The organism is Psychrobacillus sp. OK032 (assembly GCF_900111345.1).
GTDB lineage: Bacteria > Bacillota > Bacilli > Bacillales_A > Planococcaceae > Psychrobacillus.
In genome coordinates this window covers 264069-280472 of the sequence record NZ_FOGY01000003.1, presented here as the reverse complement: position 1 = coordinate 280472, position 16404 = coordinate 264069, and the positions used below count along the sequence as shown (strand labels likewise).

The following is a 16404-nucleotide window of genomic DNA, read 5'->3' as shown; positions in this document are numbered from 1 at the left end:
ATTAAATGCCTCCTTTTTTCCGTTGTCTAAAGAAAATAAATGCAAAAACTGGCGCCCCAATAAACGCTGTTATCACACCAATCGGCAGTTCCGTTGGTGCAATAATCGTACGAGACACTAAATCACAAATGATTAATAACGATGCTCCATTTATAAAGCTAAGGGGTAATACATGCCGATTGTCCGAGCCAAATAAAAGCCTCGTCATATGTGGTACGACAAGTCCTACAAATCCAATCGTTCCCGACACCGCAACCGCCGTTCCAGTAAGCATAGAGCCACCGATCAAAATCATCATTTTTCTTTTTTTCACATTGACTCCTAAATGCTGTGCCCGTTCTTCTCCAAACAGCATCGCATTTAGCTCTCTTCTGTTAACCCATAATAAAAGCGTCCCAATAAACACAAACGGTAAAGCCATTTGTACAAAGCTCCAGCCGCGCATCGATACACTTCCTAGAAGCCAACTAATAATTTGACGTAGTTCTTCCCCGGTAAGTGCAATCATAAGTGAAATAACCGAGCCTAAAAAAGAACTAAAAATAATACCAGTTAAAATAATCGTTTCCATTTTCATCGCTCGATCAACTAGCTTTGCAAATGAAATAACAGCTAGCATTGTCACTAATGCACCGATCATACTGAAAACAGGCAACGTGAATATTCCTAAAAATGGTACCGAAATACCGAAAAAGAGCGTAGTCACGGCACCTACTGAGGCACCGGACGACACTCCTAACGTATAAGGATCGGCAAGCGGATTTTTTAACAACCCTTGAAACGCAGCACCTGCAATAGCTAGTGATGCACCAACTAGTCCTGCAAGTACAACACGCGGCATGCGAATTTTCCAAACGATATTCGATGCGATTGCATCTGCTCCCGTATCCCATAATGTGCTGATCGGTACCTTAACGGATCCGACCGATACACCAAGCCAAATTGCTACTAACAGAGCAGCAATCGACAAGATGTAGCCGATCATGGCTTTACTCACTAAATACCTCTGGGTAAATTGCCTTCGCGATCTCTTCTAATCCTTCTGCAAGACGTGGACCTGTACGACTCGTTAAGTTTTCATCTACTTGTACAACTGCATCATTTTTCACAGCAGTAACCGTATCGAATCCATCACGAGCTTTTACGCTATCTACAATTCCATCTACATAGCTATACATAACAATAATCACATCTGGGTTACGGCTAACGATTTCTTCCGGCGATATCATAAACCAGCCTTCTTGATCTGCCGCGATATTTTCCGCATTCACCATATCTAAAAACTCTTGCATGAACGTCCCTTTACCAGGTGTGTAAATTTCCGGAACATCTGATGTTTCAACGAATACAGTTTTCTTTGTTTCCACTTTTGCTACTTTTTCTTTAACTTCTTCTACTTTTGCTTTCATATCTTCAACAATATTTTCTGCTTCTGCTAATTTTCCAGTAGCACGACCGATTTGTTCAATAGTAGTGTATGTTTGGTCGAAGTCCCCTGCATTTTTGACAACGAAAACTTTCACACCAGCATCACGGATTTGTTGTAGACCTGCTTCTCCCATACCAAGACCGGATTCATGTGCGAAAACGATTTCCGGATTCATTGCTACGATTTTTTCCACATTGAATTCTTGCCCACCGATTTTCTCTTTTTCGAGTGCTTCTGCTGGGTAATTATCATAATCATTAACTCCAACGATTTCCTCATTTAATCCTAAAGCAAATAAAATTTCTGTATTACTTGGCATCATCGACACAATTGTTTTTGGCGCTGCTTCTAGGGTAATTTCATTACCAACTGCATCTGTCATTGTTATCGGGAATTCTGTTTCTGTTTCTACTACTGCTTCTTCTTGTTGGGCATTGTCGTTATTTTCGACAGGTGTTTCTTCTTTTTGTCCGCATCCTACTAAAAGTAGTACCGCTAAAGCGATTGTCATCCATAATTGCCATAATTTCTTCATGTTACTTCCCCCATTTTCTGTGCAAATAAAAAACTCTCGTCCACTGTACGAGAGATAGAATAGGTATAAATCTGCTAGGTTTGCCATATGCCAAGCTGACTCACACGTTACCTATCCTCGTAGGCATTAAAGTGTTTACTCATAAAGGCAGGTTTTCTGACTCATGATAGAACTCTATCACATACAGTGGCGGGACCGCGCTGGATTTGAACTAGCTTCCCTTTTAACTTGCTAGTTTCATAGCAAGCACCTTTATTTTCGAAATATTTCGTATGCATCGACTTAATTATACATGAAATAGATTGGTTGTCGACAGGATTTTTCGTGAGCAGATGTGTTTGTCTGTTTTAATAGGATAATTGCAATATATGTGCGGATAATGACGGATCGGCTCGATTAGCGAGCAGATATGCGCGGATAAGCTGAGCATTTGCTCGGATGACCAGGGGGATTGCTCGGATGGGGCTCTGATTTAGCCTGTCCTCGGCGGTAGGGGCGGATGCCGGGCTTTTAGGAGCACATAGCCGAGATTTAGGGGCGGATAAACCTCCACTAGGGGCGGTCGCGGACGGTAGGAGCGGATGCCGGGCTTTTAGGTGCGCATAGCCGAGACTTAGGGGCGGATAAACCTCCACTAGGGGTGGTCATGCGCGGTAGGAGCGGTTGCCGGGCTTTTAGGAGCGCATAGCCGAGACTTAGGGGCGGATAAACCTCCACTAGGGGCGGTCGCGGACGGTAGGAGCGGATGCCGGGCTTTTAGGTGCGGATAGCTGATACTTTGGAGCGGATAAACCTCCACTAGGGGCGGTCGCGGACGGTAGGAGCGGTTGCCGGGCTTTTAGGAGCGCATAGCCGAGACTTAGGGGCGGATAAACCTCCACTAGGGGCGGTCGCGGACGGTAGGAGCGGATGCCGGGCTTTTAGGTGCGGATAGCTGATACTTTGGAGCGGATAAACCTCCACTAGGGGCGGTCGCGGACGGTAGGAGCGGTTGCCGGGCTTTTAGGAGCGCATAGCCGAGACTTAGGGGCGGATAAACCTCCACTAGGGGCGGTCGCGGACGGTAGGAGCGGATGCCGGGCTTTTAGGTGCGCATAGCTGATACTTAGGAGCGGATAGACCTCCACTAGGGGCGATCATGCGCGGTAGGAGCGGATGCCGGGCTTTTAGGAGCGCATAGCCGAGACTTAGGGGCGGATAAACCTCCACTAGGGGCGGTCGCGGACGGTAGGAGAGGATGCCGGGCTTTTAGGAGCGCATAGCTGATACTTAGGAGCGGATAGACATCCACTAGGGGCGGTCGCGGGCGGTAGGAGCGGATACCAGACTTTTTAGGAGCGCATAGACATTATTTAGGAGCGAATCCCCCCTTAAAACGTCGCCAAGCACAAAAAAACACTCCGACCGAGGTCGAAGTGTTACATATTACATCTTTTCTGGAGCGGCTACGCCGATTAAGCGTAGTGCGTTCGCAATTGTTTGGCGAGCAGAGGTTACTAGTGCAAGACGAGCGCCAGTAAGTGCTACGTTTTCTGCATCGAGTACTTTATCCGCATTGTAGAAACTGTGGAATGTTGCTGCAAGCTCTTGTATATAAGTAGCGATTCGGTGTGGTGCACGAAGTTTTGCAGAGTCTGCTACTACTTGTGGGAAGTCACCGATTTTTTTCAATAAGTCTAATTCTTTTTCACTTTGCAATAACTCAAGTGAATCTGTTGAAGCTTTCAAGCCTTGTGTTTCAGCTGCTCGTAAGATCGAGGAAATACGAGCATGTGCATATTGTGCATAGTATACTGGGTTTTCATTCGATTGGGAAACAGCTAAATCTAAGTCGAAATCCATATGTGAATCGCCAGAACGCATACCGAAGAAGTAACGAACTGCGTCTAGCCCTACTTCTTCTACTAGCTCGCGCATCGTAACTGCTTTACCAGTACGTTTACTCATTTTCATTTTTTCGCCGTCTTTATACAGCTGCACCATTTGAATAACCGATACTTCTAGTTTTTCACGCTCGTATCCAAGCGCTTCAATTGCCGCTTTCATACGAGGGATGTATCCGTGGTGATCCGCTCCCCAAATATTAATCAGTTGGTCGAAGCCACGAACTAATTTGTCTTCATGGTACGCGATGTCTGGTAATAAATACGTGAATGAACCATCACTTTTGATCAACACACGGTCTTTATCGTCACCAAATGTTGTAGAACGGAACCAAGTCGCTCCTTCTTCTTCGAAAATATGGCCGTTTGCTTTTAATTTATCAAGTGCGACTTCGATTTTTCCATCTTCATATAACGATGTTTCAGAGAACCAGTTATCGAAACCTACACGGAAGTCCGCTAAGTCTTTTTGTAATTTAGCAAGCTCTACTTTTAATCCATGTGAACGGAACGCTTTATAACGTTCTTCGTCTGACATTTGAACAAACTTATCTCCATGCTCTTTTACAAGATCTGCTGCGATATCGATAATATCTTGACCGCGATATCCGTCTTCCGGCATTTCTTTTTCTAACCCTAAAGCTTCAAAATAGCGCACTTCAATGGAAACAGCTAAGTTATGGATTTGATTTCCAGCGTCATTAATATAATATTCACGAGCTACATCGTATCCAGCGAAATCAAGTACATTACATAATGAATCCCCGACAGAAGCACCACGCGCATGCCCTAAATGTAAGTCACCTGTTGGGTTCGCAGATACAAACTCGACTTGAATTTTTTCCCCTGCACCAGTTTTTGTGCGGCCATAATCGGCTTGTTCCGTAAGTACAGCTTTAATTACTTCTTGTAAATAATCTTTACGCACGGTAATATTCATAAATCCTGGACCGGCGATATCGATTTTGTCCATCATTGTACCTGACATATCTAGGTTTTCTACAATAGCGTCCGCAATTTGACGTGGATTCTTTTTCGCTAGTTTAGTTAATTGCATCGCGATATTTGTTGCATAATCCCCATTTGCTTTATCTTTCGGTGTTTCTAAATGAATAGCTGGAATCTGATCTTCCGCTACTAATTCTGCTTTTACAATTGCTTGTTGCAATGCTGTTTTAATCGATTGTTGCACTTTTTCTACTGCGTTCATTTAATTCGCCTCCGTATAAATTAGTTCTAATGTATATGTACCTGCGATTTCTTCATTTATTAATAGCTCATATTCTACTCGAAAATGACCATTTTCAAAATTGAGCTGCTTCGTATTTGTTGTAATCATCATAGAGCCATATCCAGAATCATAGCTTCCATTTTGAAGTTCTCCTTTTACGAATGGCAGTCTCATTTTTACGCCGCCACTTCTAAGAATTAATGCAGAATCGTTACTTAACTTGACCGTTGTTTTGATCGCTTTTTCATTTTGCGTTTCTTCGTAAACTATATAAGGTTGAGCTCCTTTGATTGTTAGCTCACCTGTTGTTTGTATGTCAAATGTTTCCGCTGCAACATCTGGATGTTGAATCGTAGATAATAAGCGGACATTTACTGATTTTTTTATTGGTTGAGACATTGCGTTCATCCTTTGAAGCATTTTTTACTGTAACCTTTTTATTATAATGCTAAAAGCATGGGAATGACAACTAAACATAAGCTAAATTAAAAAAGCTATCATTACAAATAGGCTGCTCACACAGTATAGAGATAATGCATCTTAGAGAGTCACTGCAAGTGCAGTTGATTTCCGCTCCAGGCGGACGCTTTCCGCGGGCACGGCTTCAGCCGCTTCCCTCGCTTCGCTCAGTCCAGGGTCTTCAGCTCGCGCTGTTCCCGCAGGAGTCGCCGCCTTGCGCTACAATCAACAAAAATACGCTGACTAATTAGCATCAACATTTGATGAATCACTAACAATGCAATTTTCCATACCAATAATTGTCGTTTCCTATTAGTAATTTCTTCAATATGAGAATTGGTTGCTTATGTTAGCAAATTGGTTGCTTTCAATGATCAGTTGACTGTTCTTAGCCTTATATTGGATTTTTAATTGCTTTTCTAATAAACCTTTTTGTTTTAAAGCTAGAAATTAAATAGTCAGCAAGCTCCTTTGATTTTCGCGGAAGGGCGGCGACTCCTGCGGGATGAGTGAGACAGATGAGACATCACAACGTACGCGTAGCGTCGGTGATGGCTCATCGCTCACCCCGCGGAAAGCGTCCGCCCTGCAGCGGAAATCCTGGCGGTAACTTCCTTAAGACACATTACTTCTATATCGCGTTTAATAAAGTGATATAGCTTTAGTTTGGAAAGAGTTATACGTATAACACAAATTTTGTGATTTCCTAGAAACAAAAAAACGTGTGCCCTAAAAAGGACATCACGTTTCTAAATTATTTAACCCAACCTAAAATCATTTCTCTTAATAACTTCGAAGCAGTATTAGCGGTTTGTTCAGATGAGTCGTAAATCGGGGCAACTTCTACTAAGTCGAAACCAACTACGTTTACGCCTGAGTTTGCGATTGCATGGATAGAAGCTAGTAGCTCGCGGCTAGTGATTCCACCGCAGTCTACTGTTCCAGTGCCAGGTGCGTGTGCAGGGTCCAATACGTCGATATCAATCGTTACATAAACTGGACGACCTTCAAGCGTTGGTAGCACTTCTTTCAAAGGCTCTAATACGTCGAACTTCGAAATATGCATGCCATTTTCTTTTGCCCAATCGAACTCTTCTTTCATTCCAGAACGGATTCCAAATGAATAAACGTTTTCCGGTCCGATATATTCGGCAATTTTACGAATCGGTGTTGAGTGAGAAAGTGGCTCTCCTTCGTATTCCACACGTAAATCGGTATGCGCATCCATATGGATAATCGCAAGGTCTTTGTAGTTGTCTGCCACTGTTTTCATAACCGGCCATGACACTAAATGCTCGCCACCCATGCCGACTGGGATTTTCCCGTCTTGCATTAACTGGCGAATAAAACCTGCTATTAACTCAATACTTTTCGATGCATTTCCAAAAGGAAGTGGAATATCTCCTGCATCGAAATAATTTACATCATCTAGCTCGCGGTCCAAATAGGGGCTGTATTCCTCTAGTCCAATCGATACTTCACGAATACGTTGCGGGCCAAAGCGTGAGCCCGGGCGGAAACTTACCGTCCAGTCCATTGGCATGCCGTAAATAACGGCTTGTGCTTCGTCGTAATTTTGCTTGCTTTTAATAAATACATTTCCTGAATAAGCTTCGTCAAATCGCATCGGCTTACTCTCCAGCTAAGTCTTTCACAAATTTCGGCAATACGAATGCTGCTTTGTGAAGCTCTTTTGTATAGTATTTTGTGTCAATTTCATGGAATTGCTCGTCTGGAACTTGAAGTGGATCGTATTTTTTAGAACCAATTGTAAAGCACCATAGTCCACTTGGGTACGTCGGAATATTTGCCAAATACATATTCGTAATTGGGAAAATTTCTTTTACGTCTTTTTGAACTTGGCGAATTAAATCTGCTTTGAACCAAGGGTTGTCCGATTGTGCAACGAATAATCCATCTTCTTTCAACGCTTTTGAAATTCCAGCATAGAATCCTTTAGTAAATAAGTTTACTGCAGGTCCTACAGGTTCAGTAGAATCTACCATGATAACATCGTATTCGTTTTCAGATTCTGCAATATGCATGAAACCGTCGCCTACTTGTACATCTACACGTGGGTTTTCTAATTCACATGCAATTTCCGGTAAATAGATCTTCGAATACTCAATAACTTTTCCATCTATATCAACAAGTGTTGCTTTCTTTACTTTCGGGTGCTTCATAATTTCACGAATTACGCCACCGTCTCCGCCACCAACAACTAATACATTTTCCGGGTTTGGATGAGTAAATAAAGGAACGTGTGCAACCATTTCATGGTATACAAACTCATCTTTTTGAGACGTCATAACCATGCCGTCTAAAAAGAGCATATTCCCCCACTCTTCTGTTTCTGCCATTTCTAACAGTTGAAAATCTGTTTGCTCTGTATGAAGTGTTCGTTTTACCTTCATTGTAATTCCAAAATTCTCTGTTTGTTTTTCTGTAAACCAAAATCCAGCCATCTATCTATCTCCTTTGTGTATACGTTATGTATATAGTGTATCAAAAAAATAATACAAAGAAAGTATAGAGCTTTTTGACAAAAGTGCAATACTTTTTTCTTTTTCCGTTTAATTTGAATCTATTGTTCTCATACTAATAAAAACATCCAACAAGAGACGGAGGAGATTTTTATGGGGCGTGTACAATACCGGAAAAAAGCCACTCGATCTAAACGCATGAAAAGAGTTTTTTTACTTAGTATCGTTGCTAGCTTCGCATTTATTGGTGCACTTGTTACGCTCCGAGTTTACGCTCAAATCGTTGGTGCACCTATTATTCAAGTACCTATTTCCTCCGTCTTTCTAGATGACCAAGGAAATGTAATTGGGGATCGATTTGAAGATCAGAGGCGCTATTGGGTTTCACTCGAGGACATTTCTCCATTCGTATCACAAGCGATTATTGCAGTAGAGGATCAGGAATTTTATGAGCATCACGGGTTTGATTATACTCGAATTGCTTCTGCACTTTTAAAGGATATAAAGGCAATGCGAAAAGTAGAAGGTGCAAGCACGATTACCCAACAATATGCTAGAAATCTATTTTTGACGCATGACAAGACTTGGACTCGAAAGATTAACGAAGCATTATATGCTTACCGTCTCGAAATTTTTTATGAAAAAGATGAATTGCTCGAAGGATTTTTGAATACCGTTTATTTTGGCCATGGCATGTATGGTGTGGAGGCCGCAAGTCGATATTATTTCGGAAAAAGCGCAAAGGATTTAACGCTTGCAGAATCTGCACTATTAATGGGAATTCCAAAAGGCCCTACTTATTATTCCCCGTTAGTTGATGAAGAAAAAGCGGTGAACCGACAACAACTCATTTTAGCACTAATGGAAAACCAGCAATTTATTACTGCCGAGCAACGAGAACGTGCTACCCAAGAGCAATATGTGTTGAAAACGGAAGATTCGCTAATGAAGAAAAAAGCAGCTCCTTACTTTTTAGAAGAAGTTTGGAAAGAGGCGACAGGAATCCTTCAGAAAAAGGGTCGACGAATTGAAGAAGGTGGATGGACCATCGAGACTACTTTGAACAGAAATCATCAACAAGTAGCAGAAGAGGTCATCGAAAAGTGGATGCCAGAAGGTGAGTTACAAATTGGATTTGTTAGCCTTGAACCGAAAACGGGATATGTTACAGCAATGGTTGGCGGACGTAATTTTAGTGAAAGTCCATTTAACCGAGTAACTCAAGCAAAAAGGCAACCTGGTTCTACGATTAAACCTTTATTATTTGCTTCGGCGTTAGAAAATGGATTCACTCCCCTTACGTATATGAAAAGTGAACGAACTATTTTCACGTATGATAATGGTCGACAAGAATATGAGCCGAAAAATGTGAATGGTGAATTTGCAGAACATCCTATATCAATGGCACAAGCACTTGCCATTTCTGATAATATTTATGCGGTAAAAACACTTGAACAAATTGGGTATAAACCATTCGAGCAACTGATTGAACGATTCAATGTTCATATGAATGTCGACGATACGCCTGCAACAGCGCTCGGCACATCGGAAGCTTCTTTAATGGACATGACAAAAGCGTATAACACGATCTCTGGAAAGGGAATCCTGAGAGAACCAACCTATATTACGAAAATCACAGATAATAATGGCAAGGTTATTTATGATTTGGAGAAAGATAAAAGGAAAGATAAAAAAGTATTGCTCGAACAAGATGCATTTATGCTGGCTCATTTACTAACTGGTATGTTCGATCCCATTTTTAATGATTACTCCCCTGCAACTGGCATTAGTATTCGTGCAAAACAAACGAGACCATATGCTGCAAAATCAGGGACGACAATTTCTGATCAATATTTAATCGGGTTCACCCCACAATTAACTGCGGGTGTTTGGAATGGTTATGATCAAGGAAAACAGGTGAGTGAAGCGGAGGCAAGACAAGTAACGAAGCAAGTGTGGATTGAATTTATGGAAAAAGCACATCAAGGTTTACCATCCGAACCATTCATCGCTCCTCCTGGGGTTCGCGGAGTTATTGTGGATATTGAGACAGGAGGAATCGCTACTTCCGCTTGTGAGAAACAAAGACTTGTTTATTTAAAAGAGGAAGACGTTCCCACTAAATTATGTACCGATCCAACTTTGAAGCAGCAAACCTTCGAGGCATCAGATGACGAAGATACAGAACCATGGTCGATTTTCCCGTTTTCGTTTTTTGGAGAATAAATGGTGATAGAAGGCTTAGGGCCAATTCCCCAACGAAAGCAAACCAAAACAAAAATAAAAAGCTTTCTACTACCTAATAAAGGTAATAGAAAGCTTTTTCTTAGTTGTTGCGTTCCGCCAAAATTATGTAATTACTGGATTGGGTTGTCACAATGATTACATTTCTCTAGCCTACTTACGACTACTAAGTGTCCTAGCATTACTGTGAAGTAAGCTTTAAGTAAATTGTACTGTCTTTTCGATTCGAATTCAACCTCATAACGCAATTATGCCAAATTGTTACTGTTTAATTGGAAGTTACAGACAACTCATTATGCAACTGTCCCTTACTACGCTCCCACATTTCAAGGTTATGCGTTTGTAAAAAATCACGCAAAATATTTTTGGAACGATCATCCATAAAATCTACCATAATATGGCGTTTCATCGATTTGTCCATTCGATTTACATGGTCTGCAAGTAGTTTGTAACCACGGCGTTTTTCTCGGTTTACAACCATTTCGCACGCAGTAACTCCTGCGTAATACGGTCCTTCCGCTTTATAATCGATTGTTACCCAAACTAGCCAATATGGTTTTCCGCCTTCCGAGTCTTCTCGGTTCGTCGTAAACTTGATACCTTTTTCTATTTCGCTTCTAGCATGCATTGCGCCAATTTCGATTGATGCAACTCCTTCTTGTACGTCGATAATAACTGGTGACACATTTTCCAAAGATAGTGAACCGATCCCAAATCCTTTGTGTCCATCAGTTGGATCATTTTTTATAATGGTGAAGCCAATTTTTTGTTTTGGTTTTTCTTCATTTGCCATTCGAAAGTTCCCTCCGTTCTGTTATGATATCTAGTATACAGAAAATTTTATGAAAGGAGGAAATTAAATGCCATATGTAACAGTAAAAATGCTAGAAGGTCGTACGGAAGAACAAAAAAGAGCTTTAGTAGAAAAAGTAACAGCTGCAGTATCAGAAACTGTAAACGCACCAGTTGAGAATGTTGTCGTGTTTATCGAGGACATGCCGAAGAATCATTACGGTGTTGCTGGGAAATTATTTAGCGATAAATAATGCTAGCTAGTATGGCTCTTTACCTTGGTAAAGAGCTTTTTTGGTTTTGTTGCTTTGGACTAGTGGTTTGTCGTGTTCAGTGTGTGTTATGTCTCGCTTAGGATTTTTTTGGAAAATTACACACTTAAAGATTGCTCGTTGCCTTGGCGAAGGGCTTTTTTTTGGTTTTTTTGCTTTGGACTAGTGGTTTGTCGCTTTCACAGTGGGTTTTGTCGCGTTCGATGAGTAGTTTGTCGCGTTCAGTGTGTGTTATGTCTCGCTTAGGATTTTTTTGGAAAATTACACACTTAAAGATTGCTCGTTGCCTTGGCGAAGGGCTTTTTTTGGTTTTGTCGCTTTGGACTAGTGGTTTGTCGTGTTCATGGTGGGTTTTGTCGCGTTCACTGTGTGTTATGTCTCACTTAGGATTATTTTGGAAAATTTCACACTTAAAGATTGCTCGTTACCCTGGCGAAGGGTTTTCTTTTTTGGTTTTGTCGCTTTGGACTAGTGGTTTGTCGTGTTCATGGTGGGTTTTGTCGCGTTCGAAGAGTAGTTTGTCGCGTTCACTGTGTGTTATGTCTCGCTTAGGATTATTTTTCCAACAAAAAAAAGAACTACCCTAGTGGATAGTTCTCATGTTCATTAAATTCATGACGAATTCATATGCATCTGCGATTTCTTCTTCTGTGAAATTCAACTTTCCTTTCACAGCATGAAGCTTTTCAATTTGATCTTCTTTTGGAAGATGGTCAAAAAATAATAGTGTCGAAACTAGTTCTAAGAATCGGGAGCTCTTCCCTTTCATTTGATCAATGCATGCGACAAGCGCTGGAGTTGCTTCTTCCACTTGCGCCATTTGTGTGAAATGCTCGCCTGCATCCGTCATTTGATATTTGTACTGGACGTATGATCCCTTATCTTGTCTTTCTTCTTGTAAAAATCCCATATTGCAAAGTTCTTCCACTCGTAATGTGAGCTCATGAGAATATGGACCATATACATGAAACTCGTATTTTTCTTTGTATGGATAGTCTAATTTTTTAGCAATGTAAACCATTTTTTGCAGCTTTTTTCTGCCAGTTATTCCGTCTGCTGCTCCGATAAATTGTATAATTTTTGCATGTTCTTCTAGCAATTCAAGCCCACCTCTTATAATCAAATTCACCTTGGCGTATTTGCTTCCACTTCACTTTGTTCAGCTCCGCAGGAAAAACAGTGCTCCTGCGCACAGCTCGTCGCAGAAAACAGTGCGTCCAGATTTCGCACCTGGCTTGCCAGGTGAACTCCTTACGAAAGCTGGACATCCGCCGGAGGCAATATAATTCAGCAACAATTTTCTGCTGAATTACTTCAACAATTCTAATATTTGCTTTTTCAATGCTTTTTTCTTCCCGTCTTCCGTTAAAAAGTCTTCTGGAAAATATAATTTATGATCGGTTCGACGTTTCCCTGAAATCGCTTCTACAACATCAGATTCACGAGAAAGTTCTCTAATTTCACCTGATGGCATGAGTAAATGGATAGGAATTCGTTCTCCTTCTTCTCCAGGTCGATAAAAATCATACGGCAAGTCCGATGACGAATCAAAAACTAAATAGTATTCTGGATCTATACCCGCTTTTTTAAATAATAATTCTAACTCTTTCATCTTCACATAATCTTTTGCCAGATCAAACTCGATGTATTGAAATAACTTGCGATTGACAAAACGATAACTCAAATCAGCTAAGATTGGATCTTTCTCTGTTATCCAAAGCTGGAAATATGTCAATAAAACACCTTCATCTAACGCTAAATACTCATTTAACGTAAATGTACCATCGAAAAAACCTTGAAAATGAGTAGGTTGCTGTGCAAAATCATACCCACTTTCGCTTAATGCCTTTGCTCGATGTAAAATCTTCGTTAAAATCACTTCTGCACTTCTCGAAACAGGATGAAAATACACTTGCCAGTACATTTGGTATCGACTCATTATATAGTCCTCCACCGCATGCATACCGCTCGATTTTATAACGATTTGATCTTCTCTTGGGCGCATAACACGTAAAATTCGTTCCATATCAAAATGCCCGTAGCTTACCCCTGTAAAGTACGCATCTCGTTGTAAATAATCCATACGATCCGCATCGATTTGACTGGATATTAAGCTAACAACTTGTTTGTTTGTATATGTTTTCCCTATTACGTCTGCTACTTTTTGCGGAAAATCCTTGCTTACTCTTTTTAATATTTCATTTACTTCGGTATCCCCAAGTAATATTTTTCCTGTAAATTCCTCATGGTCCAGATTAAACACATTTTCAAAAGCATGTGAAAATGGCCCATGTCCCAGATCATGTAAAAGTGCCGCACATAAAACTAATAGTCTTTCGGAGGCATCCCATTCTGGTCGACCATCGAAACTATCATCCACAATTCGGCGAACAATTTCGTAAACTCCTAGAGAGTGACTGAAACGGCTGTGTTCTGCACCGTGAAAAACTAGATACGTAGTACCAAGCTGTTTAATGCGGCGAAGTCTTTGAAATTCCTTCGAACCGATGACATCCCAAATTACTTGATCTCGAACATGGATATACCGGTGAACCGGATCTTTGAACACTTTCTCTTCTGATAGTTTTTGCGTTGCATAGCTCATTCGCCCACCTCCGTGAAGTTAGATGTTATTTACCCTTCATTATAACGAAAAAAACCGCTTCATGTAAGGCGGCAAAAGTTCTGTTTAGTCTTCTATCTTAGCGCGTACTTTTTCCATTAATTCGTCTTCGGTTAAAGCAGCAACTGGACGATTATTCACAAATGCGAATGTCTTTTTTCGTCCAGGTCCACAGTAAGATTGACATTCTTTTATTTCAATTTCTGCTTCTGGATCTATCGTCTTTAGCTTTGGAATTAATGTTTTTAAATTGACGGCCTGACACTCATCGCAAACTCGGAAATGGTTTGCCATTCGTCCACAACCCCTTTCATCAATTAAGACCCGACGTAAGTGCTTCCAGATTTTAAAATTATACTCATCAGTTAGCCGTTATTCCATGGATGCGACGTATTTAGGCTAACATCCTTTCAACCCTTTCAAAATCTGTGAAATCCGCCGTAGATTAACATGATTCAGTGGGCGTTTTGGACACCCACTGAATCATGTTAATAGTAATAGTCTACAGGCCATTGTATCTTAAAAGATATATTGCTATCAAGTGTATTTTACGTGAATAAAAGAGCGCTATGTTGTCCATGATGTTAATAGAGTAACGAAACTATGAACATGGTAGGAGGAGCAATATGGTAAAAATAAGACAAGACGCATGGATGACGGAAAATGATGAAATGTTAGCAGAGATGGTGTTACGACACGTCCGTGAAGGAAGTACGCAACTAAACGCATTTGAAGAAGCAGGTGATGAATTAAATCGAACTGCAGCTGCATGCGGATTTCGTTGGAATGCAGTTGTTCGCCATCAGTATGAGGCTGAACTGAAAGAAGCAAAAAAAGAACGGAAAGAAAAGCTACGTATATTAGGAAAAGATTATCGCCGAAGAGGAAACGGTATTTATCTTGCCAAACCTCAGGAAGAAGGCGAACGCACAACATCGGTTCCGGTTTCTGCTTTATCGATTGATATTATTATTGCATATCTCGTTCGTTTACAGCATAGCGATTCGGACATATCCAGATATCGCCATTTGGCTTCTATATCAAACGAGAAAATTCGCAAACTAGAAAGTGAACTTGCAAAACTAGAAAAAGAAAATGCGGCTATTAAACAAGATTACGAGCAGTTTGTACAAATCATGAACCGTGCGCGACGACTCGTTACATTGAATGATGAAGAAATGCCTGCAGTACCTGTTTTCCAAATGGAGAAGAACGGTAACCTTGTTTCAAAAGAACCACCAACTATGTAAGCAGTTGGTGGTTTTTCTTATTAGTAAGTATAATCTTTTTATACTAAGTATCGATCCAGCTCCGTGCGTTGCAAGGGCACTGAAAAAGTGATATCCGCTAATTGGATTTAGCACGGCTCTGTTCGCTTTCCGTGGGCGAGCGCCAAGCCTCCTCCTACGCTACGCTTCGTGCGGGGTCTCGGCTGTCTCGCTTTCCCACAGGAGTCTCACGCCGCCGTGCTAAATCCTATAGAATGTAATATTACTAAATCAAATATTTTAAATAAAAAAATCGCCAATAGACCTATTCAGCGCCGTCTGGGCAGACATAATCGCTTACTTCCCTTATTTCTCCAGCATCTTTTTGTTTCGATCGACAACGCGTTGCATATAAAACTGGTATAGTTCCATTTCATCTTGTGTGACGGATTGCGATGCTATTTTTGTAGATAGCTGCTGTAGAACCTGTTGAACCCGAATCACGATGTCCTGAACCGTAAAGGATGCGTTTAATAGTTCATTTAGTGAAGCCATTACTTCTGGCTTTATGACCGGGTAGCTGAATTTTGTTTCTTCCCCTTGCACGCCGATGTCATAAAACTCGCGGATTAAGTCTGCGCGCTCACTTCCACTACCTTCTACACATAAGTATATTTGTACAGCAATGCCTTGACGGAGTCTCCGCTGTGATATTCCAGCAAATTTCTTTCCATCAATACTCAAATCATATGAACCTGGGCAATATGAACCGACAATTTCATAAGCTTCTATTTTTCCTTCTGCTTCTGGAAATAGAAGCCGGATGAAAGTCAGCATTACGTCGTAACCTGTGGAAATATCAATCGTTTGCGCTTGCTCTGATAATACGATTGAAATATTTAGCACCCCATCATCTAATACAACCGCAAGTCCTCCCGAATTACGCACAATCGGTATGTATCCTTGCGTACGTAGAAAATCTTGTGCATCTTCTACGAATGGTAATCGGTGATCTTGAATACCTAAAACAACAGTTTGATCATGTACCCATGTTCGAACAGTTGACGGTGATAAACCTTGTCCAACTAAATGACAAAGCAGGTCATCCGCTGCAAATGATTCTAATGCGGAGCGACTTTTTCCACTAAGTGATTGATCCCAAAATCGCCAAACTTTTTGCTGTAATAATGATTCTATTTCTGACATATTTCTTACTCCTTAATCTAACGCTTATGCTACTGTTTT

At 41.0% G+C, this 16404-nt stretch carries 14 protein-coding genes and 1 riboswitch; of the genes, 3 read left to right on the top strand and 11 right to left on the bottom strand.

Annotation, left to right across the window (positions count from 1 at the left end):
• Position 1: 1 nt before the first annotated feature.
• The 6 genes from BMZ04_RS08275 to speE form a co-directional block, all read right to left on the bottom strand.
• Entirely contained in the window at positions 2-985 is a 984-nt protein-coding gene (locus BMZ04_RS08275) for a FecCD family ABC transporter permease (RefSeq protein ID WP_093268123.1), read from the bottom strand.
• Positions 986-989: 4 nt separating this feature from the next.
• The gene (locus BMZ04_RS08270; protein WP_093267764.1) at positions 990-1964 is read right to left on the bottom strand and encodes an ABC transporter substrate-binding protein; all 975 of its coding nucleotides are present in this window, start codon (positions 1962-1964) and stop codon (positions 990-992) included.
• Positions 1965-2092: 128 nt separating this feature from the next.
• A riboswitch (cobalamin riboswitch) is annotated at positions 2093-2233 on the bottom strand.
• Between the two features lie 1156 nt (positions 2234-3389).
• On the bottom strand, positions 3390-5057 hold the full coding sequence (argS, locus tag BMZ04_RS08265; RefSeq protein ID WP_093267761.1) for an arginine--tRNA ligase: 1668 nt from the start codon (positions 5055-5057) through the stop codon (positions 3390-3392).
• Positions 5058-5477, bottom strand: a complete 420-nt coding sequence (locus tag BMZ04_RS08260) for a YwiB family protein (RefSeq protein ID WP_177184378.1) — start codon at positions 5475-5477, stop codon at positions 5058-5060. It abuts the gene before it with no gap.
• Positions 5478-6291: 814 nt separating this feature from the next.
• Positions 6292-7164 (bottom strand): agmatinase, encoded by an 873-nt coding sequence (speB, locus tag BMZ04_RS08255; protein ID WP_093267751.1) that lies wholly within the window; start codon positions 7162-7164, stop codon positions 6292-6294.
• Between the two features lie 4 nt (positions 7165-7168).
• A complete protein-coding gene (gene speE / locus BMZ04_RS08250) occupies positions 7169-8002 on the bottom strand; it encodes a spermidine synthase (RefSeq protein WP_093267749.1) in 834 nt (277 codons plus the stop codon).
• 216 nt (positions 8003-8218) lie between these two features.
• Between speE and BMZ04_RS08245 the strand changes: the two genes are divergently transcribed.
• Positions 8219-10246, top strand: coding sequence for a transglycosylase domain-containing protein (locus BMZ04_RS08245; RefSeq protein WP_255367853.1), 2028 nt, complete (start codon positions 8219-8221; stop codon positions 10244-10246).
• Between the two features lie 286 nt (positions 10247-10532).
• On the opposite strand, the gene BMZ04_RS08240 is transcribed toward BMZ04_RS08245, so the two are convergent.
• Positions 10533-11057, bottom strand: coding sequence for a YwhD family protein (locus tag BMZ04_RS08240; protein ID WP_093267745.1), 525 nt, complete (start codon positions 11055-11057; stop codon positions 10533-10535).
• 67 nt (positions 11058-11124) lie between these two features.
• Between BMZ04_RS08240 and BMZ04_RS08235 the strand changes: the two genes are divergently transcribed.
• Positions 11125-11310, top strand: a complete 186-nt coding sequence (locus tag BMZ04_RS08235) for a 2-hydroxymuconate tautomerase (RefSeq protein ID WP_093267743.1) — start codon at positions 11125-11127, stop codon at positions 11308-11310.
• A 601-nt stretch (positions 11311-11911) separates the two neighbouring features.
• Here the strand turns inward: BMZ04_RS08235 and BMZ04_RS08230 are convergent.
• The 3 genes from BMZ04_RS08230 to BMZ04_RS08220 all read right to left on the bottom strand — a co-directional run bounded on the left by BMZ04_RS08230 (position 11912) and on the right by BMZ04_RS08220 (position 14245).
• Positions 11912-12427 carry a YwgA family protein gene (locus BMZ04_RS08230; RefSeq protein WP_093267741.1) on the bottom strand — a complete coding sequence of 172 codons (516 nt, stop codon included), beginning with the start codon at positions 12425-12427 and terminating at the stop codon, positions 11912-11914.
• Between the two features lie 210 nt (positions 12428-12637).
• Complete coding sequence (locus tag BMZ04_RS08225; protein WP_093267738.1) at positions 12638-13933, bottom strand: HD domain-containing protein; 1296 nt, start codon at positions 13931-13933, stop codon at positions 12638-12640.
• Positions 13934-14017: 84 nt separating this feature from the next.
• Positions 14018-14245 carry a YuzB family protein gene (locus BMZ04_RS08220; RefSeq protein ID WP_093267736.1) on the bottom strand — a complete coding sequence of 76 codons (228 nt, stop codon included), beginning with the start codon at positions 14243-14245 and terminating at the stop codon, positions 14018-14020.
• 332 nt (positions 14246-14577) lie between these two features.
• On the opposite strand from BMZ04_RS08220, the gene BMZ04_RS08215 reads away from it, so the two are divergent.
• The gene (locus BMZ04_RS08215; protein WP_093267733.1) at positions 14578-15201 is read left to right on the top strand and encodes an RsfA family transcriptional regulator; all 624 of its coding nucleotides are present in this window, start codon (positions 14578-14580) and stop codon (positions 15199-15201) included.
• A gap of 324 nt (positions 15202-15525) precedes the next feature.
• Here the strand turns inward: BMZ04_RS08215 and BMZ04_RS08210 are convergent, their stop codons facing one another.
• Positions 15526-16365 carry an octanoyl-[GcvH]:protein N-octanoyltransferase gene (locus tag BMZ04_RS08210; RefSeq protein WP_093267726.1) on the bottom strand — a complete coding sequence of 280 codons (840 nt, stop codon included), beginning with the start codon at positions 16363-16365 and terminating at the stop codon, positions 15526-15528.
• Positions 16366-16404: the final 39 nt, after the last annotated feature.